The organism is Pseudomonas gessardii, from assembly GCF_001983165.1.
GTDB classification, from domain to species: Bacteria; Pseudomonadota; Gammaproteobacteria; order Pseudomonadales; family Pseudomonadaceae; genus Aquipseudomonas; species Aquipseudomonas gessardii.
The window spans coordinates 57250-80221 of the sequence record NZ_MNPU01000024.1; the positions used below are offsets into that span (position 1 = coordinate 57250).

Annotated in this window: 21 protein-coding genes; 13 read left to right on the forward strand and 8 right to left on the reverse strand. The window is 62.4% G+C overall.

Translation table 11 applies throughout. The features are described 5' to 3' along the window. Positions 1–906, forward strand: a complete 906-nt coding sequence (locus tag BLL38_RS17450; protein ID WP_076963658.1) for an AraC family transcriptional regulator — start codon at positions 1–3, stop codon at positions 904–906. 26 nt (positions 907–932) lie between these two features. On the opposite strand, the gene BLL38_RS17455 is transcribed toward BLL38_RS17450, so the two are convergent. Together BLL38_RS17455 and BLL38_RS17460 are read right to left on the reverse strand one after the other, a co-directional pair. Further along, the gene (locus BLL38_RS17455; RefSeq protein ID WP_076963659.1) at positions 933–3299 is read right to left on the reverse strand and encodes a penicillin acylase family protein; all 2367 of its coding nucleotides are present in this window, start codon (positions 3297–3299) and stop codon (positions 933–935) included. Positions 3300–3325: 26 nt separating this feature from the next. Continuing rightward, positions 3326–3901 (reverse strand): DUF6436 domain-containing protein, encoded by a 576-nt coding sequence (locus tag BLL38_RS17460; RefSeq protein ID WP_076963660.1) that lies wholly within the window; start codon positions 3899–3901, stop codon positions 3326–3328. 111 nt (positions 3902–4012) lie between these two features. On the opposite strand from BLL38_RS17460, the gene bipL reads away from it, so the two are divergent. Next, positions 4013–4954 (forward strand): phospholipase BipL, encoded by a 942-nt coding sequence (bipL, locus tag BLL38_RS17465; RefSeq protein ID WP_076963661.1) that lies wholly within the window; start codon positions 4013–4015, stop codon positions 4952–4954. Between the two features lie 47 nt (positions 4955–5001). Here bipL and BLL38_RS17470 read toward each other — a convergent pair whose 3' ends face one another. Continuing rightward, complete coding sequence (locus BLL38_RS17470) at positions 5002–5754, reverse strand: DUF2059 domain-containing protein (RefSeq protein ID WP_076963662.1); 753 nt, start codon at positions 5752–5754, stop codon at positions 5002–5004. A gap of 131 nt (positions 5755–5885) precedes the next feature. Between BLL38_RS17470 and BLL38_RS17475 the strand changes: the two genes are divergently transcribed. Beyond that, on the forward strand, positions 5886–6518 hold the full coding sequence (locus BLL38_RS17475) for a 2OG-Fe(II) oxygenase (RefSeq protein ID WP_076963663.1): 633 nt from the start codon (positions 5886–5888) through the stop codon (positions 6516–6518). Between the two features lie 2 nt (positions 6519–6520). Next, a complete protein-coding gene (locus tag BLL38_RS17480; protein WP_076963678.1) occupies positions 6521–7015 on the forward strand; it encodes a 2-thiouracil desulfurase family protein in 495 nt (164 codons plus the stop codon). 50 nt (positions 7016–7065) lie between these two features. On the opposite strand, the gene BLL38_RS17485 is transcribed toward BLL38_RS17480, so the two are convergent. Continuing rightward, positions 7066–7689, reverse strand: coding sequence for a transporter substrate-binding domain-containing protein (locus BLL38_RS17485; protein ID WP_076963664.1), 624 nt, complete (start codon positions 7687–7689; stop codon positions 7066–7068). Positions 7690–7823: 134 nt separating this feature from the next. Between BLL38_RS17485 and BLL38_RS17490 the strand changes: the two genes are divergently transcribed. Further along, positions 7824–8261: a DUF4399 domain-containing protein gene (locus BLL38_RS17490; protein ID WP_076963665.1), complete on the forward strand. Its 438-nt coding sequence runs from the start codon at positions 7824–7826 to the stop codon at positions 8259–8261. A gap of 62 nt (positions 8262–8323) precedes the next feature. On the opposite strand, the gene serA is transcribed toward BLL38_RS17490, so the two are convergent. Then, positions 8324–9553 (reverse strand): phosphoglycerate dehydrogenase, encoded by a 1230-nt coding sequence (serA, locus tag BLL38_RS17495; RefSeq protein WP_076963666.1) that lies wholly within the window; start codon positions 9551–9553, stop codon positions 8324–8326. A gap of 205 nt (positions 9554–9758) precedes the next feature. Between serA and BLL38_RS17505 the strand changes: the two genes are divergently transcribed. The 4 genes from BLL38_RS17505 to BLL38_RS17520 all read left to right on the forward strand — a co-directional run bounded on the left by BLL38_RS17505 (position 9759) and on the right by BLL38_RS17520 (position 14075). Further along, positions 9759–11153 (forward strand): FAD-binding oxidoreductase, encoded by a 1395-nt coding sequence (locus BLL38_RS17505; protein WP_076963667.1) that lies wholly within the window; start codon positions 9759–9761, stop codon positions 11151–11153. Positions 11154–11177: 24 nt separating this feature from the next. Next, entirely contained in the window at positions 11178–11843 is a 666-nt protein-coding gene (locus tag BLL38_RS17510; protein ID WP_076963668.1) for a fumarylacetoacetate hydrolase family protein, read from the forward strand. A gap of 264 nt (positions 11844–12107) precedes the next feature. Beyond that, on the forward strand, positions 12108–13034 hold the full coding sequence (locus BLL38_RS17515; protein WP_076963669.1) for an SdiA-regulated domain-containing protein: 927 nt from the start codon (positions 12108–12110) through the stop codon (positions 13032–13034). 120 nt (positions 13035–13154) lie between these two features. Next, positions 13155–14075, forward strand: coding sequence for an SdiA-regulated domain-containing protein (locus BLL38_RS17520; RefSeq protein ID WP_076963670.1), 921 nt, complete (start codon positions 13155–13157; stop codon positions 14073–14075). 7 nt (positions 14076–14082) lie between these two features. Here BLL38_RS17520 and BLL38_RS17525 read toward each other — a convergent pair whose 3' ends face one another. Continuing rightward, positions 14083–16029, reverse strand: a complete 1947-nt coding sequence (locus BLL38_RS17525; RefSeq protein ID WP_076963679.1) for an autotransporter domain-containing protein — start codon at positions 16027–16029, stop codon at positions 14083–14085. A 348-nt stretch (positions 16030–16377) separates the two neighbouring features. Then, the gene (gene rpiA / locus BLL38_RS17530) at positions 16378–17049 is read right to left on the reverse strand and encodes a ribose-5-phosphate isomerase RpiA (RefSeq protein ID WP_076963671.1); all 672 of its coding nucleotides are present in this window, start codon (positions 17047–17049) and stop codon (positions 16378–16380) included. A 136-nt stretch (positions 17050–17185) separates the two neighbouring features. Between rpiA and ilvA the strand changes: the two genes are divergently transcribed. Further along, positions 17186–18700, forward strand: coding sequence for a threonine ammonia-lyase, biosynthetic (gene ilvA / locus BLL38_RS17535; RefSeq protein ID WP_076963672.1), 1515 nt, complete (start codon positions 17186–17188; stop codon positions 18698–18700). Positions 18701–18740: 40 nt separating this feature from the next. Continuing rightward, positions 18741–19154, forward strand: coding sequence for a DUF2269 family protein (locus tag BLL38_RS17540; RefSeq protein ID WP_076963673.1), 414 nt, complete (start codon positions 18741–18743; stop codon positions 19152–19154). Between the two features lie 107 nt (positions 19155–19261). On the opposite strand, the gene BLL38_RS17545 is transcribed toward BLL38_RS17540, so the two are convergent. Next, on the reverse strand, positions 19262–19918 hold the full coding sequence (locus BLL38_RS17545) for a histidinol-phosphatase (protein WP_076963674.1): 657 nt from the start codon (positions 19916–19918) through the stop codon (positions 19262–19264). Between the two features lie 143 nt (positions 19919–20061). On the opposite strand from BLL38_RS17545, the gene BLL38_RS17550 reads away from it, so the two are divergent. Both BLL38_RS17550 and ptsP read left to right on the forward strand, forming a co-directional pair. Beyond that, positions 20062–20541, forward strand: coding sequence for an RNA pyrophosphohydrolase (locus BLL38_RS17550; RefSeq protein WP_003176750.1), 480 nt, complete (start codon positions 20062–20064; stop codon positions 20539–20541). 22 nt (positions 20542–20563) lie between these two features. Then, complete coding sequence (ptsP, locus tag BLL38_RS17555) at positions 20564–22843, forward strand: phosphoenolpyruvate--protein phosphotransferase (protein ID WP_076963675.1); 2280 nt, start codon at positions 20564–20566, stop codon at positions 22841–22843. Positions 22844–22972: the final 129 nt, after the last annotated feature.

A 22972-nucleotide genomic window follows, 5' to 3' on the forward strand; every position in this document is an offset into this window, starting at 1 on the left:
ATGAACGCTATCGACACGCTGATCACATTGGCCAACCTGCGCGGCCGCCTTGACGTGCGCTGCCAGTTCCAGGGCGACTGGGCCCTGGACCATGCGCCCGAATCGCTGGGGGTGGCGCCGTATCATATTGTCGTACGGGGGACCTGCCACGCCGAGCTTTCGGGTGGGCAGCAGGTGACGCTGGCAGAAGGCGATATCCTGTTGATGCCCGGCGGTGCGACCCATCTGCTGCGCAGCCAGGGCGCGCAGACCCCGCCGAGGCTGCCCACGGTGATCGACAGCGGGGTACTGAAGGTGCATCGCTTGGGCGGTGATCAGCCGGAGGTGGAGATGCTCTGTGGCGCCTTTCACTACAACCGCCAGTCGTTGCTGTTTGCGGCCTTGCCCGAGTACCTGGTGGTGTCCAGCCGACAATGGCCGGCCGATGGGCAACTGGCGGCACTGATTGCGCTGATGCGCAGTGAGGCTGACGGTGAGCGGCTGGGCGCGCGGTCGTTTATTGATGCCCTGTCGGTGGCGCTGTTCACCTTGCTGGTGCGCACCTGGTTGGCGCAACAGGCGCCGCTGGCCGGCACCTTTGCCTTGCTCACCGACAAACGCCTGGGCCGCGCCTGGCAGGCGATGCTGGCCGAGCCCGGGCATGACTGGACCATCGACAGCCTGGCGGGGGCTGCATCGATGTCCCGCGCCACGTTCATGCGCGCATTTGTCAAAGTGGCCGGCGTGTCGCCGTGGGTGCTGCTGACCCAGTTGCGCATGGAGCTGGCGTTCAACCTGCTGCAGCAGTCACGGCTGAGCCTGACGGATATTGCGGCCCGGGTGGGTTACCAGTCCCAGGCGGCGTTCAGCAAGAAATTCAAGGAGGCATATGGCCAAGCGCCCGGTCGAATGCGCAACGCAGATTAAAACTGTGGGCTTGTGTGGGTGTTTCTTCAGGGCTGTTGTGGGCGGGCCGGCAACAACTTGAGGGTGCCGCGAGTATTGGCCTGGACCTCTTCTTCATCAAAATGCGCCTGCTCGTACCCGCCCTCGATATACGTCTGGGCCTGGTCGGCATAGTGCTTGTCGAACGGCACGCCGCTTTGGCCGACCGGGTTGATGGTCAGGGCGTGGGCGGCGTCGGCGAAGTCGACCAGGCGTCGGGTGGACGGGCCGTAGGTCACCGGCCATGGCGCCGGGCCGATCACCGCTGACAGGTTGTTCGGCACTTCGTGGCTGCCAGGGGCGGCGAAGGGGCCGACATTGACGATGCGGTCCAGCGGCTGCTGGATGCCCAGCGGGTGGCCGTGGGTCAGGGTATGGGCCTTGCCCCACTGCCACTGCGCCGGATCAGCGCCGAAGGTGGTTTTCAGATGGGCCAGGCTCTTGTCCCAGGCGCGCTTGAGCGTCTCGGCGCGCTGGCCGTTCCACCACGGCGAATCCGCCGTAGCAGCCAGGCGCGGCAAGGCCGCGTCGACGACACGGGTGGTGATCAGGGTCTTGAACATCTCGTCGCCCAGCTTGGGGCGAAAGGCTGCGTCGGCCAGGTCGTACAACAGTTGGTTGAACAGCGTGGCCGGGATCGACTCTACCGGGTAGTCACCTTTCCACGCGGCCAGTTGCTCCAGCAACTTGAGTTCGGCGGGGTCCTTGACCACCTCGCGCAGCACCGGCAACAGCGGCGCCAGCAGGCGGGGCCCGTAGGCGGTGGTGGTGCCCAGTTGCACGGCCTGGCTGTTGTCCAGGTCCCATTTGACCTGGTTGTCGCTCAATTGCGCGTTCAACTGTTGGCCGCGGTCCGCCAGGTTGTAATAGCCGGGGATCGGCATGCCCGTGGGCGACACCGGCTGGGCATTGGCCGAGACCACGTAGCCACGGGTGGGGTTTTCTTCCTGGGGGTTGGCGCTGAACGGGTAGAAGCCCAGCTTGTCGGCCTGGGCCGTACTGCCGTCGAGGATAAACCCGGGGTTGGCCCCGGCCGGGCGGATCGGCAGTTGCGCCGCCGCCCACCAGCCGATATCGCCCCGGGCATTGGCCCACACAATATTCAGCCCCGGCGCATGCACCTTGGCCACCGCCATGCGCGCCTTGGCCAGGGTGTCGGCGCGATTGAGCTGGTAGAAACCCTCGAGGATCGGGTTTTCGGTGTCGAGGAAGGCCCACCACATGGCAATCGGCGTGGTGCCGGCATGGGCGCCCAGCACGTCGTTGATGATCGGGCCGTGGGGCGACTGGCGCAGGGTCAGCGTTACCGGGGCCTGGCCCTTGACCGCGATCTGTTGTTCGCTGGTGGTCATGTCGACCCACTGGTCGTGGTAGCGCACCTGGTTGGGGTTGTCCGGGTTGACCTGCTCGGCGATCAGGTCGAGGTCATCGTTCTGGAACATCGTCAGGCTCCAGCCAAACGCCTTGTTGTGGCCCAGGAACGCCACCGGCACCAGGGCGTTGTGATAACCGTAGAGTTCAAAGCCGGGCGCCGACAGATGCGCCTCGTACCACACCGACGGCACCGAGAACCGGATATGCGGGTCGCCCGCCAGCAACGGCTTGCCGCTTTTGGTGCGGTTGCCGCTGATGGCCCAGGCGTTGCTGCCCTCGAACTGCGGCAGGCCGTTGTCGGCCAGGGCCTGCTCGCTGAGGCGGGCGATGGCACTCAGGCCTTGCCAGTCGGCGGCGGCCAGGCCCAGGTCGCCGTTGGGCTTCCAGTCGAGGTCAAATACTTGCAGGTAGTCGCTGCCCAGTTGGTCGCGCACGTAGGTCAACAAAGGCTCTGTACGAAAAGCTGCGGCAAAGCTGTAGGCCAGGTAGCCGGCGATGCTGACGGTGTCGGCCGCGGTGAACGGCCGCTTGGGGATGCCCAGCACGTCGAACTCCATGGGGCTGGCGTGGCGGTCCTGATATTGGTTGATCCCGTCCAGATAGGCTTGCAGGGCCTTCCAGTGCGGTGACTGGCGGTCCATCTGCGCCGCATAGGTGGTGGCGCGCTCGCCGATGCGCAGGCTGCGGAACAGTTTGTCGGTGTCCAGCAACTTGGCGCCCAGCACCTCGGCCAGTTCACCGCGCGCCAGGCGGCGCATGATTTCCATCTGGAACAGGCGGTCCTGGGCGTGCACATAACCCAGGGCGCGATACAGGTCGGCCTCGTTCTCGGCGCGGATATGCGGCACGCCACGGTCGTCGTAGCGCACCGTGACCGAGCCTTGCAGGTTGGCCAACTCTACCGTGCCCTGGCGGGTGGGTTGCTTGCTGTAGACGTACCAGCCAGCCCCGAGGGCAATCAACACCAGTAGGGCCGCGAGACCCGACAAGACGCGCTTCATGAACAATCCTTTTTATTCGAGTAGGGCTATGAACCTTCCGGCCAAGAACAATAGCAGCCCACCGCCAGGGTGTGGGTCGCGTTCACCGCTCGACCGCCCTTGAGCGCCTGCAGGATCGGTTCGATAAAGCTGTTGCTCGAATTACAGGTCAGGCCCTCGCTGTACGGGCCGAAATACGCCAGTTTGCCATGGCGATCCCAGATCCCCACTGCCGGGCTGGCGGGCAGTTGGTCGGCACCGGGCAGGCTGGTGAGGATTTTCATCGTGCCCAGGGTCGCGGGCAGTTGGCCGTGGCTGCCGGCTTTTTGCAGGGCGTAGAACTCCACGCCCTGGGGCGCGTATTGCTCGATCAGTTCACTCAGGTGCTGCTGGTTGCCGACATTGCACGGGCAGGCCGGGTCCCAGAAGTGCACCAGGCGGATCGGCCCGGGCCCGGCGAGGTCGTCGGGCAGGCGCAGCAGGTCCCCGGAAAACACCGCCGTATGTTCGCTGAAAGCCCGCAGGTAGCGGCCCTGGAACCAGTCATACGCGGCCCACAGCACGGCGGCGCAGATCAGCAGGATCAGGCTGGCGAACAGGGCGGTGCGGTAGGGTTTTCGCATTCAGAACCATCCTCGAAGGTGGCGTAGCTTGCCATGCTTGCCCTGACAGATGAATATCGCGACTCGATATTCATCTGTTCAAGGCTGTGAAGCCTGAGTCTGGAAGTGTTTATGCCTGTTACCTTTGACCCCGATCATCTGCGCGAAAGCTTGCGGCCCCTGGTGGACGCGCAGCCGCTTTCGGCCGAGGCCAGGGTCTACCAGCGCTTCTACGGGCTGGACCTGGCCGCGCGCAAAACCCCGGTGGCCAGCCGCCTGGGGTGCTTCGAGGTGGAGGGGTTCAAGGTGGTCAGCCAGGCCTGGTGGCCGGCGCAACCTGTGGCAACACTGTTTATGTTCCACGGTTTCTACGACCATATGGGCCTGTACCGCAACGTGGTGGAGTGGGGCCTGGACCAGGGCTTTGTGGTGATTGCCTGCGATTTGCCGGGCCATGGCCTGTCCAGCGGCGAGCGCGCCAGCATCGATGATTTTGCGGTGTACCAGCACGTGGTGCAGGGCTTGTTCGAGCAGGCCGACGCGCTGCAACTACCCAAGCCCTGGCATCTGTTTGGGCAAAGTACCGGTGGGGCGATTGTGGTGGACCATCTGCTCAACCAGGGCGCCAGCAGCCCGGCGCAGGGGCAGACGTTCCTGTTGTCGCCACTGGTGCGGCCGCGTGCCTGGGGCTGGTCGCAGCTCAGCTATTACCTGCTCAAGCCGTTCGTCAAAGGCATCGCCCGGCGCTTCAGCGATAACAGCAACGACCCGGCGTTCCGCCCCTTCCTCGAAGCCGACCCGTTGCAGCCCCGGCAGTTGCCGACTGCCTGGGTGGGCGCGCTGGCGCATTGGATCAAACGCATCGAAGCGGCGCCGCGCAGTCCGCGGCGGCCACTGATCGTGCAGGGCGAGGAGGATATGACGGTGGATTGGCAGCACAACCTGCAGGTGCTGCGTGGCAAGTTTGATCAGCCGCAGGTCCTGATGTTGCCCCGTGGGCGGCATCACTTGGCCAATGAGCTGCCTGAAATCCGCGAGGAATACTTCAAGTTCCTCACCGACCATCTGACCTGACCCTTCCCCCCGTAGGCGCGAGCAAGCTCGCTCCTACAGGGCGGGTATCAGGGGGCCAGGCTTGAGGTGCTCTGGCCGACCGCCAGCCCGGCGCGGATCGCCGCCAGTGCCGCCTGGTAGTAAGCCTTGCCTTCCGGCGATTCGGCAAAGGTGGCGAACTCTTCCAGCTCCGGGTCCGACAGGTCCCGATAGACGTACAGCAGAGTGTTATGCAGGTCATTGCCGATCTGCTGCATCAAGCGCTCGCGCTGGCCGTTGAGCAGGCTTTGCGCCTGGCCTGCGCCCAACAGGCCGGGGATCATCTGGCTCAGGCTGTCTGCGGCCACGCCGGCAATCGCCAGGCTGACCTCGGCCCCGGCTTCGCGGGCGGGCAGGGCCTGGGCCAGGTGGCCGATGATCAGGCTGCGGGTGGCGTCGGCCTGGATCTGCGGCAAGCCTTGGGCGTTCTTGGCCAACTGGTCACGGCGGGTCGCCAGCAACTCGGCGGCGACAATCTTGCGCCCCAGCGGCGACTGGAAAAACGCCAGCGCCGGCTTGGGGTCGGCCAGGTTCTGGCGCAACTGGGCTTCGGCGCGCTGATCCATGGCCTTGGGGGCGAAGCGTTTATTGCTGTTGTCCACCAGCGCCTGGTACACCGCCGGTGGCAAGCTGTTGCGGTAGCGCTGCTGGGCGGCACTCAAGGCGTCAGTAAAATGCGCACGTTGTTCCGGCCAGCCGGCGACCGCGTACAACTGGTCATGGCTGTCTGCCCAGGCGGGCAACACGCAGAACATCAGCAAGGATAAAAACAAACGACGCATAGGGACTCCTGTCAGTCGGCCACTATTGTCCGTGTCGGGCGTAGGATTTGTCGAGAAGTCCTATCAATCGCCTGACTAAAGTGTATTTAGGCGCTCGGCGGCGCTGTCGGTTTTCCAGGCGTATGGATACTATGCGCGCCATGCACATATCCCCTGATGACCCGCTGCTGCTACGCATCGTCGACGACCTGGCCGTGAAAGGCTGGTCGCAGCAGAACATCTTCCTGCCAGAGGCTCTGACCCTGGAACTGGCGGCTGAGTGCCATAAACGTGCCGCTGAAGGTGAATTGGCACCTGCCGCTGTAGGACGAGGCCCAGCCCAGGAGATTCGCGAGGGGATCCGTGGCGACCATATCCAGTGGCTGGAACCCGGCCAGGCGTCGGTGTGCGATCGCTATCTGGGGCTGATGGACAGCCTGCGGCTGGCGATGAACCGCGGGCTGTTCCTTGGCCTGGAAGAGTTTGAATGCCACTTCGCCATGTACCCGCCAGGGGCGTTCTACCTCAAGCACCTCGACCGTTTTCGCGACGATGACCGGCGCATGGTCTCGGCGGTGGTCTACCTGAACCAGGACTGGCTGCCCGAGTACGGCGGCCAGTTGCGCATGTACCTCAAGGACGGCGTTGAATATGACGTGGACCCTGCCGGCGGTTGCCTGGTGGTGTTCCTGTCGGGGGACGTGCCCCATGAAGTCCTGCCCGCCCACCGCGAACGCCTGTCCCTGACCGGCTGGTTTCGCCGGCGGGGCAACGAGCCGTTTTGAGCGTGCAAAAGATTCTGGTCAGCCGCTGCCTGTTGGGGCATCGGGTACGTTACGACGGTGGCGCCAGCGGGCCGTTCGACCAACTGGCCGCCTGGCAGGCCGAAGGCCGGGTAGTTGCATTGTGCCCGGAAGTAGCCGGTGGCCTGCCCACGCCACGACCCCCGGCCGAAATTCCGGGTGGGCAAGGGCTGGATGTGTGGGAAGGCCGGGCCCGGGTGTTGACCGCCGATGGCGCGGACTTCAGCGAAGCCTTCCTTGAGGGCGCGCGCCAGGCTTTGGCCCTGGTGCAGCGCCATGGCATCGGCATTGCCGTGCTCAAGGCCAACAGTCCGTCATGCGGCAACCTGCTGACGTATGACGGCACCTTCAGTGGGGTGAAAGTTGCGGGCGAAGGGGTGACGGCGGCGTTGCTCAAGCGCCATGGGGTGCAGGTGTTCAGCGAATTGGAACTGGCCGAGGCTGCGGTAGCCCTGGCCCTGCTCTCAAATCCGACCTAAAAGCCCATGTGGCAAGCCCGCTCCCACACACAAGTCTGGTCCCACATGGGTTATTTGGTGGGTTTGCTGGTGTCTGCCTCAAACCACTTTTCCGACAGTGCCGTCAGCCGCCCATCGGCCTTGATCCGCTCCAGCGCTTTGTCCAGGCTCGACTTGAACGCCGGGTTGCCCTTCTGGAAGGGGATCGCCAGGGTCAAAGTCGCTTTGCTATCACCCCGGCTGCGCAGATCCACGCCCTCGCTGGGCTTTGCGGCAAACTGGCTGCCCTTGAGGGTGTCCAGGTTGCTCAGCAGGCGTTTGGGTTGCTTGTGCGCAATCAAGCGGGCGCTGGAATAGCTATACGGCGTGCTGAAATCGAAACGATCGCGCAGTTCAGGAGTCACAGCGATGTGGTTGATCGCCACGTCGTACTTGCCGCTTTCCACACCGGGCAGCAAGTCGCTGTCGTCGGTGGTGATAAAGGAGGCGCGTACGTCCATTTCCCGAGCCAGCAACTCACCCAGTTCCACTTCAAAACCGGTGAGTTTGTCGCCTTCCTTGAAGTTGAAGGGCGGCGTGTCTGCTTCCAGGGCAATGCGCAGTTCCCCACGGTCAAACACGTCGTCGAACAGTTCGGCGTGAGCCAAGGGGCTCAACAAAGGCAACACAAGTAACAGGCCAGGCAAAAAGCGCATGGTCACTCCTAAAGAATTCAAAGGTGCGAGACGCGATTCAGGCTCGCTTTGCTATGGTGTCGAGTGCCTTGGACAACGTTTCATCACTAAGTTGTCATAACCCTACAGATTTCACAGAAAAACTGGAGAAGTTAATGAAAGCCATTTTGTCTCGTGCAACCCTGGCCAGTCTTTTGCTGGGGGCTTCCATGCTGGCCTCGGCGGCCGATATCCCACGTACACCGGCACCCAAGGGGGCTGAAGTGTCCATTGTCTCGCCCAAGGATGGCGCCACCGTCGACAAGACCTTTACCGTCGAGTTTGGCATCAAGGGCATGGACCTGGAGCCCATCGACAAACAGGTGCCAGGTGCCGGCCATCACCACCTGCTGATCGACCAGACGCAACTGCCTGACCCAAGCCAGCCGATCCCGGCCACCGCGACCGTGATCCATTTCGGCAAGGCACAAACCAAGACCGAACTGACCCTGGCCCCAGGCAAGCACACCCTGCAACTGCTGGCGGGCGATAACCTGCATCGTCAGTTCGAGCCTACTGTAGCCTCAAAAGTGATTACGATTACCGTGAAGTAAGATTTGTTCAGACGAAAAAAGGGAGCCCCGTGGGGCTCCCTTTTTCGTACACGCTTGCAGCCTTAGAACAACACGCGGCTACGAATAGTACCGCTGATGTGCTGCAGCTTTTCTTGCGCCAGGTCCGAGTACTCGGCGTCTACGTCGATCACCACGTAGCCGACCTTCTCGTTGGTCTGCAGGAACTGACCGGAGATGTTGATGCCGTTTTCCGCGAAGACCTTGTTGATCTCCATCATCACGCCAGGAATGTTCTGGTGGATGTGCAGCAGGCGGTGCTTGCCAGGGTGAGCCGGCAGGGCCACTTCCGGGAAGTTGACCGAGGACACCGACGTACCGTTGTCGCTGTACTTGACCAGCTTTTCTGCCACTTCCAGGCCGATGTTGGCCTGGGCTTCAGCGGTGGAACCGCCGATGTGCGGGGTCAGGATCACGTTGTCCAGGCCACGCAGCGGGCTTTCAAAGATGTCGTCGTTGGAGCGCGGTTCCACCGGGAACACGTCGATGGCGGCGCCGATCAGGTGCTTGTCCTTGATTGCGTCGGCCAGGGCGTCCAGCTCGACCACGGTGCCGCGCGCGGCGTTGATCAGGATCCCGCCCTTCTTGATGGCGCGGATTTCCTTCTCGCCGATCATCCACTGGGTCTCAGCGGTTTCCGGCACGTGCAGGGTCACGATATCGGACATGCCCAGCAGTTCGGTCAGGCTCGACACCTGGGTGGCGTTGCCCAACGGCAGCTTGGTCAGGGTGTCGTAGAAAAACACCTGCATCCCCAGGCCTTCAGCCAGTACCGACAACTGGGTACCGATCGAGCCGTAACCGACAATACCCAGCTTCTTACCGCGGATTTCAAAGGAGTTGGCCGCGCTTTTGATCCAGCCGCCACGGTGGCAGGAAGCGTTTTTCTCAGGGATGCCACGCAGCAACAGGATCGCTTCCGCTAACACCAGCTCCGCAACGGAGCGGGTATTGGAGTACGGGGCGTTGAACACCGCGATACCGCGCTCGCGCGCCGCATTGAGGTCGACCTGGTTGGTGCCGATGCAGAAACAGCCGACCGCCACCAACTTCTTGGCGTGGTCGAAGACCTCTTCGGTCAGCTGGGTGCGGGAGCGAATGCCGATAAAGTGCGCGTCGGCGATCTTTTCCTTGAGCTGGGATTCCGGCAGAGAACTGGTGATGTACTCAATGCTGGTGTACCCGGCGGCCTTTAGGACGTCGACGGCCGATGGGTGGACGCCTTCCAGAAGAAGGAACTTGATCTTGCTCTTATCGAGAGAAGTCTTGCTCATCTGCGTAAACCTGTGTCCCGGAGAAAAATGGCAGGGAATCGGATCGTTTAAGCTGACCCGGACGGCAGGAAAGCCGTCACCGCAGAAACGCCCTTGGGCTCTGTCCTGCGGGGGCGGTATGCTAGCATACGCGCCCCGCTAAACACTCATTCCTGCGACGTGAAGCGTTCTCAGGATGACCATGAATTGTTCGAGAGTTCTGTCGATGACCCATCCTGCCCTGATTGATGAGCTAAAGACCCTGGTTGAGCCCGGCAAAGTGCTGACCGATGCAGACTCCCTGGAGGCTTACGGCAAGGATTGGACCAAGCACTTCGCCCCCGCGCCGACCGCCATCGTCTTCCCCAAGACCATTGAGCAGGTGCAGGCCATTGTCCGTTGGGCCAACACGCACAAGGTGGCGCTGGTGCCATCCGGTGGGCGTACCGGCTTGTCGGCGGCTGCGGTGGCGGCCAATGGCGAAGTGGTGGTGTCGTTCGACTACATGAACCAGATCCTCGACGTGAACCTCACCGACCGCACCGCCGTGTGCCAGCCGGGTGTGGTCACCAAGCAATTGCAGAACGTCGCCGAAGAAAACGGGTTGTACTACCCGGTGGACTTCGCCTCGTCCGGTTCCAGCCAGATTGGCGGTAATATCGGCACCAATGCCGGCGGGATCAAGGTGATTCGCTACGGCATGACCCGCAATTGGGTGGCGGGCATGAAGGTCGTCACTGGCAAGGGCGATGTGCTGGAACTCAACCGCGACCTGATCAAGAACGCTACCGGCTACGACATGCGCCAGCTGTTTATCGGCGCCGAAGGCACTCTGGGTTTTGTGGTCGAGGCCACCATGCGCCTGGACCGGGCCCCTAAAAACCTCACTGCCATGGTCCTGGGCACCGCCGACTTTGACTCGATCATGCCGGTGCTGCATGCATTCCAGGGCAAGCTGGACCTGACCGCCTTCGAGTTCTTCTCCGACAAGGCCCTGGCCAAGGTCATGGCCCGTGGCGATGTACCGGCGCCGTTCGAGACCGATTGCCCGTTCTACGCCCTGCTGGAATTTGAAGCCACCACCGAAGAAGTGGCCAACCACGCCCTGGAAACCTTCGAGCACTGTGTCGAGCAGGGCTGGGTGCTCGATGGCGTGATGAGCCAGAGCGAAACCCAGTTGCACAACCTGTGGAAGCTGCGCGAGTACATCTCCGAGACCATCTCCCACTGGACGCCGTACAAGAACGACATTTCGGTCACCGTGTCGAAAGTGCCGGCATTCCTCAAGGAAATCGATGCGATTGTCGGCGAACACTACCCGGACTTCGAGATCGTCTGGTTCGGCCACATCGGTGACGGCAACCTGCACTTGAACATCCTCAAGCCGCAAAACCTGTCCAAGGATGAGTTCTTCGCCAAGTGCGCCACCGTCAACAAGTGGGTGTTCGAGACCGTCGAGAAGTACAACGGCTCGATCTCCGCCGAACACGGCGTAGGCATGACCAAGCGTGATTACCTGACCTACAGCCGCTCCCCGGTTGAAATCGACTACATGAAGGCCGTGAAAGCCGTGTTCGACCCCAACGGGATCATGAACCCGGGCAAGATCTTCGCTGTTTAACCATCACGCAAGAGGAAGTGGCCCATGAGCTATCAGCACAAGTACGTCGACGGCACCAACATCCACTTTCCACTGGGCAAAGTGGTCTGCATCGGGCGCAACTACGCCGAGCACGCCAAGGAGCTGGACAACCCGGTGCCGACCGAGCCCCTGCTGTTTATCAAGCCGGGCAGCTGCGTGGTGCCCCTGGAAGGCGGTTTTGCCATTCCGGCCGAGCGTGGCTCGGTGCATTACGAGGCGGAAATCGCGGTGCTGATCGGCAAGCCTTTGTCGAAAACCCCGAGCCGTGAAGAAGTGCTGGACGCCATCTCCGGCTTCGCCCCGGCCCTGGACCTGACCTTGCGCGACAAGCAGGCCGAGCTGAAGGCCAAGGGCCTGCCATGGGAAATCGCCAAGTCCTTCGACGGTGCGGCGGTGATTGCCCCGTTTGTGGTCGGCAGCACCTTCCCGGACCTGGCCGAGATTGGCATTCGCCTGACCATCAATGGCCAGGTGCGCCAGGACGGCAGCAGCGCGCAGATGCTCAACCCGATTGTGCCGATGATCCAGCATATGGCGGGCTGCTTCTCGTTGCAGGCCGGTGATGTGATCCTCACCGGCACGCCTGTCGGCGTGGGGCCGCTGGAAGTGGGCGATGAGCTGGTGCTGGAACTGCCGGGCGTGAGCCGCTTCGAGAGCTCCGTACGCTAACGCCCTTACTTATGTAGGAGCTGGCTTGTGTGGGAGCTGGCTTGCCTGCGATAGCATCACCGCGGTGTGCCTGATACACCACGGTGCTGCTATCGCAGGCAAGCCAGCTCCCACACAAGCCCGCTCCCACAGTTAATTTGCGTATACCCCAAAATCGGGGTTTTGCATTTTTTTCACACGTCATCTGGATAATCCTCGGGCATATGGCACGTAGGCGTTCTGAGCCTGGGCTATCACCTACAGCCGATTATCTGGAATGCCTCCATGGCCGTGCCTCTCCCTTCTGTGAAACCCACGCTTCGTTCGCGCTTGCACATGCGCTGGTATTCCTGGCTGTGCCTGGCGGGGGCGCTGATGTATGGCATTGCCTGGTTGATGCACTGGGATGACCGGGGCGCGTTATGGGTGTTGGAGCGTTTTGAAAGCCCGGTCGAGCGCCAGGAGAGTGTCTGGCTCCCGGATTACCAGGCCGTGATCGATGCCAAGCCGCTGCCCGGCATGGAAAAGGATGAAGCTTCGGACTTGGCCTACGACCCAAGGACCAAGACCCTGTTCGCGGTCATGGGCCGCAACCCATTCCTGGTGGAACTGAGCCGGCAGGGCGATGTGCTGCGCAAGATACCCCTGGTGGGCTGGAGCAACCCGGAAGGCGTGACGGTGATGGAAAACGGCGTGCTGGCCATCGTGGATGAGCGCAGGCACAACGTGACCCTGGTCAAGGTCGATGCCGACACGCGTCAACTGGCCTTCGCTGACTTCCCAAGCTACGACCTGGGCCCCTCCAAGGAGCAGAACAAGGCGTTCGAGGCTGTCACCTGGGACAAGCGCAATCAACAACTGGTGTTGGGCATTGAGCGCCCGGCGCAGCTGTTTACCTGGCACAGCGACGGCGGCCAGGCCCTGGCCGGCGACAAGCAGACATTGCCCAGCTCCGAGCTGGATATCCGCAACCTCTCGGCCCTGAGCGTTGACCCGCGCACTGGCCACCTGTTGGTCTTGTCCGCCGACTCCCATCTGCTGCTGGAACTGGACGAAAAAGGCGAGCAAGTCAGCTTCATGACCGTGCTTGGCGGTTTCAATGGCCTGAAAAACACCATCCCCCGCGCCGAAGGCGTGACCATGGACGAAAACGGCACGCTGTACATGGTCAGCGAGCCCAATCTGTTCTATCGCTTCGAGAGGCAGAAATAGCCGACTTATACGTCGGATTCTTCTCTATGCGCGGCATTCCCCAGACACTGAGCGGTGTTTAAGTTTAAATTCAGGCGGCTGTGATATTCATTTGCCAGTTTTGACTTTGAGCCAGCCCCCATGCGTCGATTGACCCGCCCCAAACCTGCCCTGCTTATCTTGTTGCTGATCGCCTTGGTTGCCGTGGGGGTAGTCGCGCAGCAATTTCGTTTATTCGAGCGCGCCTGGTTCAACTGGCAGGCCTGGCGCCAACCGGCGGACGAGCGCTCCATTGGCCTGGCGGATTATCAGGTGGTGCTGGAGGCGCAGGTGATTGAGGGCCTGGACGATGATGTCTCGGCGCTGACCTACGACCCGGTACGCAAGAGCCTGTTTACCGTGACCAATCAAAATGCCGAACTGATCGAGTTGTCCCTGGAGGGCAAGATCCTGCGGCGGATTAACCTGGTGGGGTTTGGCGATGCCGAAGCGGTGGAGTTCATCAGCGAGAACACTTATGTGATCAGCGATGAACGCCAGCAGCGGCTGATCAAGATCCATCTGGAGGACGACACGCGGTTTCTCGACGCGGCCGAGGCCGAGCAGATGACCCTGGGCGTGCACCTCAAGGGCAATAAAGGGTTTGAAGGGCTGGCCTATGACTCGGTGGGCAAGCGCCTGTTTGTCGCCAAGGAGCGGGACCCGATGTTGATCTACGAAGTGCACGGGTTTCCCCATTTCAAGCCAGAAAAAACCTACTCGGTCCACGTGGTCAACAACCCCCGGCGTGATGCCGGGCTGTTTGTACGCGACCTGTCCAGCCTGCAATACGACGAACGCAGCGGCCATTTGCTGGCGCTGTCCGATGAGTCGTACCTGGTGCTGGAACTGGATATCGATGGCCGCCCCTTGAGCAGCCTGTCACTGCTCAAGGGACGCCATGGCTTGAAAAAACGCGTGCCCCAGGCCGAGGGTATTGCCATGGATGACGATGGCACGTTGTACCTGGTCAGCGAGCCGAACCTGTTCTACGTCTTCAAGAAAACCCCCGGCCCTTTGTAGGTACGGGTCAGAACATCCACTGCACACCTAACGAATAGCCGGTCTGGCTGCCTTCGGCATGGCCCAGGCGGCCATTCACCTCGGCGTACACCCCAAGCTGCGGGGTGATCGCCAATTGGCTGCCGACCTGCGCGCGGCCAAAACTCTTGTCTATTGAACCCAGGCGCGCAGTGCGCACCTGGCCATCAGCCCGTGCAGTCAGGTCCAGGTCGTCCAGGCGGCCGTCGGCCAATTCCTTGACCCAGGCGATGTCGCCGTAGGGCATCAGGCTCAGGCCGTAAGGCAGGGTTACCGCGCCGCGTACGCGCCAGCCGAGGCTGGCTTCCAGGGAATCGAAGGACTGTTCTTCATACTCAAGGGCGGTGCGCAGGTTCTGCTTCTCGTGGAACTTGTCGATGCGCGAGTGGCTGTAATCGAGCCCGGCAAACGGTCCGGTCTTGATCGCGCCCAGGTCGAAGTCATAACCGCCGAGCACCCGGGCCCCCAGGGACAGGGCATCGGTCTCGCCAGTCAACTGCTGGTTAAGCAGCACGGGGCCGCCGTTGGCCTGGATCAGCAGGTTGCGCTTGGAATCGAAGCGGCTGTGGCCCACGCTCAGGTCGCCGGCCAGCCAGGTCGGGCCGCCATCGCTCAACAGGGCGTAGACCGCGGCTTGCCAGGTGTCGCTTTGCAGCTTGCCACGGTGCTCCAGCTTGTCGCGGCCGTTGAGGTAGCTGAGGCTGGCGCCGATATTCAGGCTGCTGCTCAGTTGATAGTCGCCCAGGGCATGCAGGCCCAGGCGCCGGGCCTCGGGGTTGGGGGCGGTGTCGAAGCCGCTGTCGGGGTTGTATTCGCCGTCCACGCCGATCTCGCCATCGAAGCTGCCCACTTCACGGCTGGCCGATTGCAGGGTCAGCCAGCGCCGGTCGTGCAGGCGCACCATGGCCTGGTGCTGGCGCTGCAGGTTGTCCTGCATATTGCGTGCAACCGCGCCGCCCGAGGTGGTAGAGGCCATCAAGTCGGCATTGGTCAGCTCCAGCACCAGGCGGCTGAGCAGACGCGAATAGTCGCGCAGGCGCTGGTCGATGCGCTCCTGGCCGAAGGCATTGGTCAGGACCGTCTTGTTATCTTCGTTGGGGTCGTGCCAGGTCGAGCCGCCGGGGATCGCCGGGTTGTCGGTCTGGGTGTAGCCGTCCAGGGCACCCAGTTCCCAGTTGGTGGCTTCGATATACAGGATGGGAATGTTCAGCGCCTCGAAGGCCTCGCCATCACTGCAACAACCGGTGCCGGCGGGGTATTGCGGGTCCAGGCCGGGGTTGGTGAACAGGTTGATGTTCAACTCCCTGGCGATCTGCAACGTGTGTTCGCGCAACGCCGCCAGGGCCGGGTTGGCCGTGCTGTTCTGGCCCGCGTGGGCGTACATCTTGTCGCCGGTGATCAGGCTGTCGAGGTTGATCATGGCCAGCATGTTGGCGCGCTGGCTGGCGCTCAACGACTCCACAAACGCCTTGGAGCCACGCAAGCCTTCCTCTTCGGCGCCGAAGCCGACGATCTGCAAGCCGTTTTCCAGTTGCAGGCCACCGAGGTTTTTCGCCACTTCAGTCAGCACGCTGGCGCCGGAACCGTTGTCGTCCAGGCCCTGCAGGGCCGGGCGGCCGAAGTAGGTATCGAAGTGCGCGCCAATCACCACGTACTGCGGTTTGGTGCCGGCGGCGTAGGCCACCACGTTCTGCGAGGCGCGGCTGCCGGCGTTCCAAGTGAAGTCCTGGCGACTGATGTTATAGGCGCTGCCCATCTGGCTCTGCATCCAGTCGGCGGCCCCGGCGAAGTTGGCCGTGCCGCGGTAGCGGCCGGGGTAGTCGGTGATCAGCTTTTCCAGGGTGACATTGGCGTGCTCGCCATAGTCGTAGGCATGGGATTGAGTCGACAGCAGGGCACAGGCAACGCTGACAGCGAGGGCGAGGGGTTTGATCACAAAGTCTTCCTTGGGGTGATGGAGGGAGTCGCTCGGCGGGACCGATTGCACAATGCGCGCCTCATTCCATGGGGCGGTCGCGAATTGGCGCGTTGTTGGCCGTGGGGGTCGCCTGGCTATAAGTTGTAACGGATTTGATACCAGATGCGGCAGGGGATGCCGTGACTTGGCGCACAAATTGGGGCGGGCGGGGGAGGGAATGCTGCGAAAAGTAGCGCTTTTGTTACATATCCATCGGGTACAACTCGGTCAAATGTGGGAGCTGGCTTGCCTGCGATAGCATCAACTCGGTCTTGCTCAAAGACCGAGTCGCCTGCATCGCAGGCAAGCCAGCTCCCACATACAGCATCAGGCCTTGAGGGTTTTCACGCCTTCACTGGTCCCCAGCAGCAGCACATCCGCAGGCCGCGCTGCAAACAACCCGTTGGTGACCACGCCGACGATCGCATTGATCTGGGTCTCCAGTTCCACCGGGTTGGTGATCTGCATGTTGAACACGTCGAGGATGATGTTGCCGTTATCGGTCAACACGCCTTCGCGGTACACCGGGTCGCCGCCCAGTTTCACCAGCTCGCGGGCCACGTGGCTGCGGGCCATGGGGATCACCTCCACCGGCAGCGGGAAGTTGCCCAGTACCGGCACCAGCTTGCTGGCGTCGGCGATGCAGATAAAGGTCTTGGCCACGGCCGCGACGATCTTCTCGCGGGTCAGGGCTGCACCGCCGCCCTTGATCAGGTTCAGGTGCTCGTCGCTTTCATCGGCGCCGTCGACGTAGAACTCCAGGTCACTCACGGTATTGAGCTCGTACACCGGAATGCCATGGCCCTTGAGGCGCGCGGCGGTGGCTTCGGAGCTGGCCACGGCGCCGTCGAACGCGCCCTTGTGCAGGGCCAGCGCATCGATAAAGCAATTGGCGGTGGAGCCGGTGCCGACACCGACGATGCTTTTATCGTCGAGCTTGGGAAGGATTAAATCGACGGCGGCCTGGGCCACTGCCTGTTTGAGTTGATCCTGGGTCATGCGGGCTCCGAAGCGGGCGGGGAGTAAAGAGGGGCGCGAGTATAACCCAACAAAACCTCTGGATTCGTGTGGTCGTCCGGCCAAAAGGCGGGTTAGACTCCTCGGCCCTGCCCAACCCGCCCAGTGATGCTTTCCGATGCTCGAACAGTACGTCAAGAAGATCCTCACCTCGCGCGTTTACGACGTTGCCGTGGAAACCCCGTTGCAGACCGCCCGCCAGCTCTCCGAGCGCCTGGGCAACCAGGTCTGGCTCAAGCGCGAAGACTTGCAGCCGGTGTTCTCCTTCAAGATTCGCGGCGCCTACAACAAGCTGACCCAACTGAGTGCCGAAGAGCGTGCGCGTGGCGTGGTCACCGCCTCGGCGGGCAACCATGCCCAGGGCCTGGCCCTGGCGGCCAAGGTGCTGGGGGTCAAGGCCACCATCGTGATGCCCAAGACCACCCCGGAGATCAAGGTCGAAGGCGTGCGCTCCCGTGGCGGCAAAGTGCTGCTGCACGGTGACTCCTTCCCGGAAGCGCTGGCGTATTCGCTGAAACTGGTCGACGAAAAAGGCTACGTCTACATTCACCCCTACGATGACCCACACACCATTGCCGGGCAGGGCACGGTGGCGATGGAGATCCTGCGCCAGCACCCGGGGCCGCTGGACGCGATTTTCGTCCCGGTGGGCGGTGGCGGCCTGATTGCCGGCATCGCGGCGTACGTGAAGTACCTGCGCCCGGAGATCAAGATCATCGGTGTCGAGCCGGACGACTCCAACTGCCTGCAAGCCGCCATGGCTGCGGGTGAGCGCGTGGTACTGCCAGCCGTGGGGATCTTTGCCGATGGCGTGGCCGTGGCGCAGATCGGCCAGCACACCTTCGATATCTGCAAAGACTATGTGGATGAAGTGATCACCGTCAGCACCGATGAAATCTGCGCGGCGATCAAGGATATCTACGACGACACCCGCTCCATCACCGAGCCAGCAGGGGCCCTGGGCGTGGCGGGGATCAAGAAGTACGTGGAGACCCGTGGCGTCAGCGGCCAGACCTTTGTCGCCATTGATTCCGGGGCCAATGTCAACTTCGACCGCCTGCGCCATGTGGCCGAGCGCGCCGAGCTGGGGGAAGGCCGCGAGGCGATCATTGCCGTGACCATCCCCGAGCGCCCGGGCAGCTTCAAGGCCTTCTGCGAGGCCGTGGGCAAGCGCCAGATCACCGAATTCAACTACCGCTACCACTCCGGCAGCGAGGCGCACATTTTTGTCGGGGTGCAGACCCACCCGGAAACCGACCCGCGCAGCGCGCTGATCGCCAGCCTCACCGAGCAGGGTTTCCCGGTGCTGGACCTGACCGAGAACGAACTGGCCAAGCTGCACATCCGTCATATGGTTGGCGGCCACGCGGCGCATGTCAGCAATGAAGTGGTGTTTCGCTTCGAGTTCCCGGAGCGTCCGGGGGCCTTGTTCAACTTTCTTAACAAATTGGGCGGGCGCTGGAACATCTCGATGTTTCACTATCGCAACCACGGCGCGGCCGACGGCCGTGTGGTGGCCGGGCTGCAAGTGCCGGCCAACGAGCGCCACCTGGTGCCGGCGGCATTGGAAGCAATTGGTTACCCGTACTGGGATGAAAGCGACAACCCGGCCTATCAGCTGTTCCTCGGTTGAGCGACTACGCTGATTGGGCGGCCTTTAAGGAATCGAGAGCATGGAATATCTGACGACCCTCAAGACGATCCACATGGTGGCCACCGTGCTGCTGCTGGCCAGTGGCCTGGCCCTGGCCGTGCTGAGCTGGCGCAAGCGTGCCGCCGGCCCGGCGGTTACGTTGCACCGGCCATGGCTGTTTGTCTGGGTGTTGATGGGCGTAAGCCTGGTGAGCATGCCGTTTACCGGCTGGTGGCTGGTGCACCTGATCGGCTGGCCTTTGGGGCAGACCTGGATCCTGGGCTCCAGCGTGATCTACAGCGTGGCGGCGCTGGCCTGGTTCTGGCTGGTGGTGCGCCTCAATCGCCTGCGGCTGGGCGGTACGGGCAGCGCGAAATTCACCCTGGCCCTGGCGGTTGTCAGCCTGGTGGGATTCGTGGCGATTGCCGGGTTGATGGGTGCCAAACCCGTCTGATCGTTCCCACGCTCCGCGTGGTCACGCAGCCCAGGACGCTCTGCGTCCCAGGAGTGGACGCAGAGCGTCCGGTGAGGCATTCCCACGCAGAGCGTGGGAACGAGCATTTAGGCGCGCAGGCTAATCACCTGCCAGCCACGCTTCTGGGCCTCGGCCCGCAGATTCGGGTCCGGATCCACCGCCACCGGGTGAGTCACCTGCTCCAGCAGCGGCAGGTCGTTCATCGAGTCGCTGTAAAAATAGCTGCCCTCCAGGCTATACCCGGTTTCTTCCAGCCAGCGCTTGAGGCGTGTCACCTTGCCTTCACGGAAGCACGGCACATCCGTACTGCGTCCGGTGTAGCGGCCATCGGCCATCTCGCATTCGGTGGCGATCAGGGTTTCAACCCCCAAACGTGCGGCAATCGGCGCGGTGACAAAGCGGTTGGTGGCGGTAATGATCACCAGCGTGTCGCCGGCGGCGCGGTGCCTGGCCAGCAGTTCAGCCGCCTTGGGCAGCATCAGCGGCTCGATGCAGTCGCGCATGAAGTCGCGGTGCCATTCGTCGAGTTGGGCCATTTCGGTGCTGCCGAGGATCTCCAGGCTGAAGTTCAGGTAGGCGGCGTTGTCCAGCTTGCCGGCCAGGTAATCCTGGTAAAACGCGTCGTTGCGGATCTTGTAGGCAACGGCATCGAGGATGCCGCGCTCACACAGGTAATCACCCCAGGCGTGGTCACTGTCGCCGCCCAAAAGCGTGTTGTCCAAGTCGAATAAAGCCAGGCGCATTGCGGTTACTCGCTGAAAAGTCTGTAAAAAGGCGTCCAGAATACGGTCTTTTCACAAGAGTGCACATAAGGTAAGCAGCCTCGTTGCCGCTGCAACAAGCTTTGTGGAACAATGCGGCGACATGCGTTTGCGAGGTTGTTGCCGTGATCGACCCCGATGGTTTCCGTCCAAATGTCGGGATTATTCTTACGAATGATGCCGGACAGGTGCTATGGGCTCGCCGAATCAACCAAGATGCCTGGCAGTTTCCCCAGGGTGGGATCAACCCCGACGAAACCCCTGAAGACGCCCTGTACCGTGAGTTGAACGAAGAAGTCGGCCTGGAGCGCGAAGATGTGCAAATTCTGGCCTGTACCCGAGGCTGGTTGCGCTATCGTTTGCCGCAACGCCTGGTGCGTACCCACAGCCAACCGCTGTGCATCGGCCAGAAACAAAAGTGGTTTCTCCTGCGCCTGATCTCCAACGAGCAGCGGGTGCGGATGGATTTGACCGGTAAACCGGAGTTCGATGGCTGGCGCTGGGTCAGTTATTGGTATCCGTTGGGCCAGGTGGTGACATTCAAGCGCGAGGTTTATCGTCGCGCTCTCAAAGAGCTTGCCCCGCGCCTTTTAGCGCGCGACTGACGACGGAGTTCGACCCCGAGCCATGCTCAATACGCTGCGCAAGATCGTCCAGGAAGTTAACTCCGCCAAGGATCTCAAGGCGGCGTTGGGGATTATTGTGTTGCGCGTCAAGGAAGCCATGGGCAGCCAGGTCTGCTCGGTTTACCTGCTGGACCCCGAGACCAACCGTTTTGTGCTGATGGCCACGGAGGGCTTGAACAAGCGCTCCATTGGCAAGGTCAGCATGGCGCCCAATGAAGGTCTGGTGGGCCTGGTGGGGACGCGTGAAGAACCCCTGAACCTTGAAAACGCGGCCGATCACCCGCGTTATCGCTACTTTGCCGAAACCGGTGAAGAGCGCTATGCCTCATTCCTCGGCGCGCCGATCATCCACCACCGCCGCGTTGTCGGCGTGTTGGTCATCCAGCAGAAAGAACGCCGCCAGTTCGACGAAGGTGAAGAAGCCTTCCTGGTGACCATGAGCGCGCAACTGGCCGGGGTGATCGCCCATGCCGAGGCCACCGGCTCGATTCGCGGCCTGGGGCGCCAGGGCAAGGGCATCCAGGAGGCCAAGTTCGTCGGCGTGCCGGGCTCACCGGGCGCGGCGGTCGGTACGGCGGTGGTCATGCTGCCCCCGGCCGACCTGGATGTGGTGCCGGACAAGTCCGTCGACGACATCGACGCGGAAATCAAACTGTTCAAGACCGCCCTGGAAGGCGTGCGCGCCGACATGCGCAACCTGTCGACCAAGCTGGCCACCCAGTTGCGCCCCGAAGAACGGGCGCTGTTCGACGTGTACCAGATGATGCTCGACGACGCGTCCCTGGGTAACGAAGTCAAGACCGTGATCAAGACCGGCCAGTGGGCCCAGGGCGCGCTGCGCCAGGTGGTCACCGATCACGTCAACCGCTTTGAACTGATGGACGACGCCTACCTGCGCGAGCGCGCCTCGGATGTGCGTGACCTGGGTCGGCGCCTGCTGGCCTACCTGCAGGAAGACCGCAGCACCAACCTGGTGTACCCCGACAACACCATCCTGATCAGTGAAGAACTGACCGCCACCATGCTCGGCGAAGTGCCGGAAGGCAAACTGGTGGGCCTGGTCTCGGTATTGGGCTCGGGCAACTCCCACGTGGCGATCCTGGCCCGGGCCATGGGCATCCCGACGGTGATGGGCCTGGTGGACCTGCCGTATTCCAAGGTCGACGGTATCGCGATGATCGTCGACGGGCACCGTGGCGAGGTGTATACCAACCCCAGCGAAGTGCTGCGCAAGCAATACGCCGAAATTGTCGAGGAGGAGCGCCAGCTGTCCCAGGGGCTCGATGCCCTGCGCGAACTGCCCTGCGTGACCCTCGACGGCCACCGTGTACCGCTGCTGGTCAATACTGGCCTGCTGGCGGACGTGGCGCGTGCTCAACAACGTGGCGCCGAAGGGGTGGGCCTGTACCGCACCGAAGTGCCATTTATGATCAACCAACGTTTCCCGAGCGAGAAGGAGCAGCTGGCGATTTATCGCGAGCAACTGTCCGCCTTCCATCCGTTACCGGTGACGATGCGCAGCCTGGACATCGGCGGCGACAAGTCACTGTCTTATTTCCCCATCAAGGAAGACAACCCCTTCCTTGGCTGGCGCGGCATCCGCGTGACCCTCGACCACCCCGAAATCTTCCTCGTCCAGACCCGCGCCATGCTCAAGGCCAGCGAAGGCCTGAACAACCTGCGCATCCTCCTGCCGATGATCTCCGGCACCCACGAGCTGGAAGAAGCCCTGCACCTGATCCACCGGGCCTGGGGCGAAGTGCGCGACGAAGGCGCCGACGTGCCGATGCCGCCGATTGGCGTGATGATCGAAATCCCGGCCGCGGTGTACCAGGCCAAGGAACTGGCGCGGCAGGTGGACTTCCTGTCGGTGGGCTCCAACGACCTGACCCAATACCTGCTGGCCGTGGACCGCAACAACCCACGGGTGGCCGACCTCTACGACTACCTGCACCCGGCGGTGCTGCAAGCCTTGCAGAACGTGGTGCGCGACGCCCATGCCGAAGGCAAGCCGGTGAGTATCTGCGGGGAAATGGCCGGTGATCCGGCGGCGGCGGTGCTGTTGATGGCCATGGGCTTTGACAGCCTGTCGATGAACGCCACCAACCTGCCGAAGGTCAAGTGGATGCTGCGCCAGATCAACCTGAGCAAGGCCAAGGACCTGCTGGCGGAGTTGATGACCATCGACAACCCGCAAGTTATCCACAGCTCGCTGCAATTGGCCCTGAAAAGCCTGGGGTTGGCGCGGATGATCAATCCGACCGCGACAAAAACCCTCTAAAAAATGTGGGAGCAACTGTCTTCAACATGCCATTCGTCACCTCCATTCGGTGCCGTCACGCAGCATGGCATTCAGTCTGATAAGCAGTATCCGCATGCAGGCAATGAGCGCGACTTTCGCGCTCTTGCC